Annotated in this window: 1 protein-coding gene; it reads right to left on the minus strand. The window is 42.7% G+C overall.

What is annotated here, in order from left to right; genetic code table 11:
- Positions 1-37: 37 nt before the first annotated feature.
- A partial coding sequence (locus tag HZC12_05545) for a VCBS repeat-containing protein (GenBank protein ID MBI5026186.1) occupies positions 38-2,672 on the minus strand: 2,635 nt, incomplete at its 5' end.

Consider the following 2,672-nt stretch of genomic DNA (forward strand, 5'->3'; position numbering starts at 1 on the left):
TAATAGCAATAATGACTTCAAGGAGTGTAAAACCCTATTATTTCCCCGTATTTCCAGCCGATACTTTAACCCCATATTTTATATCCTCTGGGTATGAAAGGAAACTTTTCAGTTCTGTCCCATCAGCTTTGAAAACCTTGACCCATGAAGGGTTCTGAGGCCCAAAGCCAAGGCCTGTTATTATTTCAGCAATCCCATCTCCATCAATGTCTGCTGAGGAAACTGTTACTCCATACCCATATTGGGCATCATAGGGTCTGAACTCTATGATTAAAGCTCCGTCTGCTTTATATACCCTGACGGTTGCCGGGTTTTTGGGGTCTGGCCCTGTGCCAACAATTATTTCTACCTTTCCATCGCCATCTATATCTCCGGTTGCTATGTTAGCTCCATAATTACCTCCAAATGCTGTGATGGTAGAAAGCTCAGTCAGGCTTCCGCTATCGTATCTCCACACTTTGACTATGGCAGGGTTGTTCGGCCCTGGGCCTGGAGCTGTGATTATCTCAGGTTTTCCATCTCCATCTATGTCTCCTGTAGCTGTGTTGAGTCCATATTCCAAATCTGCATATGCAGTGTGGGTCGTTATTTCGGTAAACCCATTGCTACTGTATTTTAAGATCTTCAATTGAGCAGGGTTTTTAGGGTCAGGCCCCATGCCAACTATAAGTTCATCTACCCAGTCTCCATCCAAGTCTCCTGAGGATAGGGTGAGACCATATTTTGTATCAAAGGCTGTATATTCAGCCATGGTTGTGCCATTGCGTTTGAATGCCCTTAATGTTGCAGTATTTTTGGGATCTGGCCCTTTGGAGACTATTATTTCATCATAGCCGTCTCCATCTATGTCTGCTCCAGTTGCATTTGCGCCGTATTTTGTATCAAATGCCATGAGGTCAAGCACAGGTTGAATGTCTGAATTAAATGCCCTCACCAATGCCTTATTGTTTGGCCCAGGGCCTTGCGTTGTGATTATTCCTGCTGCGATTTCAGGATTAGGATTAAGGTTAAGATTGAGGTTGAGTGTATGTTTTACAAGACCGTCATCTCCTGTTACAGTAAGTGTATAAGTGCCTGGCCTTAAATATTTTGATGTAAGGACTGTTAATTTTACATTCCCTGGCACCTGTGATTTTGTGTTGTCAAAAGATGCCCTTACACCGAACGGCACTCCATCTATGCTTAGATTCACCTCTCCTTGATAGTCATTTAATGAGTTAATGTTTATGTCAAATATCGCTGTCTCAAGCTGTTTTATTGTTTGGCTTGTTGGAACTGCCTCTAATCCAAATCCTGATACATCAAGAACAAGTGCTATCTCATGCCTTACCTCTCCTCCCTCGGCAATGAGGGTAAGGTTATGGCTACCAGCAGGAGTCCCTTCTGTTGTTATTATTACGGTGGTCGCCTCTCCAGGAGGTATCAGGCTTCCAGGCTCAAATAATACCGAGGTGCCTGAAGGAAGGCCTGAGATGCTTAGATTGACTGTAGAGTTAAATCCATCGAGGGGTTCTATATGGGCGATATATTTCGCGCTCTCTCCCTGCTTAATCCTCTGATATGTAGTATCCATCGTTATCTCAAAGCCAGGGGCCTTCTCAAGGGTTATGAGCTTAGAGTGTTGAGTTATAGATTGAGAATCAGAGATTACTGTCTGGGTGATTGTGTAGCTTCCTTCTGTGAGTCCTCTTGTATCCCATACTGTATTTAAGGTTGTAGAATTCATTGGCTGTAGCACTGGTACGGACTTCTGTTCACTGAACACATTTGCGCCTGTGCTGTCTATGACCTTTGTCTCGAGAATGAGATTGCTATATGTGGTCTGGGATGTGAGATTTGTTAGGGTCGTTACTATATTTATCTTATTCCCTATCCCATAAGTCTCCTTTTCTGTTGCTATATCCATGGCGATGTCAGGTATTGTTATGTTGAGTGTAGCTACGTTATTGTCTTCTTTAAACTCTACTACTTTATCTTCAGGGTCAACTATTGCCTTTATTGTATGTCCTCCTGCCTTCCCGAGCACATTCCAGATGAAGTTTATCTCCCGTGATTCTCCAGAATTTAGAGCATTTATTGTCTTTGCCTCAATCAGGCTATTACCGTCATAGAGTGCAATTGTCGTTGAAGCAGATGAGGTTTTCCCTTGATTTATGACTGTTGCTATTATCTGTGTTGTATTGTCTTTTCTGATTCCATCCTGACTCCTGACTGCTGTTGTGAAGTCCGGCAAGCTGCTTCCATAAACAAAGTTCGTCTCTTTTGTGCTCCTTAAGCCACTGGCCCTGAGTATCCCTTTTAATGTATGAACTCCAGGTTTAACAGTTCCGAGTTCAATGTCCAGAGTCACAAAACCATTAAGGGAGACTGATTGTGTTTTAACAGTTGTCCCATCGAGTTGAAGTTCAAGATTAGCATCTACAGCCCCATACATATTTACTTTTACATTTATAGGTTCTGTGTTTGTTGGGTAGTCTGTTTTGTCGGTTGATATGCTTAGAAGCACAGCATCTCCCACATCAAATGCCTCAGAGCCTGAAACGAGCAATAAATCCCCTGTGTATATTCCATAGACAAGGCGGTGGATTCCGCTAACCTCAGTGACGAGTGATGAATTATGAATGATGAGTGAGTATTCTGAAGAAGAAAGATTGATATTACTTTCGCCAGCA

This window comes from Nitrospirota bacterium (genome assembly GCA_016214385.1).
In the GTDB taxonomy this organism is placed as follows: Bacteria; Nitrospirota; Thermodesulfovibrionia; order UBA6902; family JACROP01; genus JACROP01.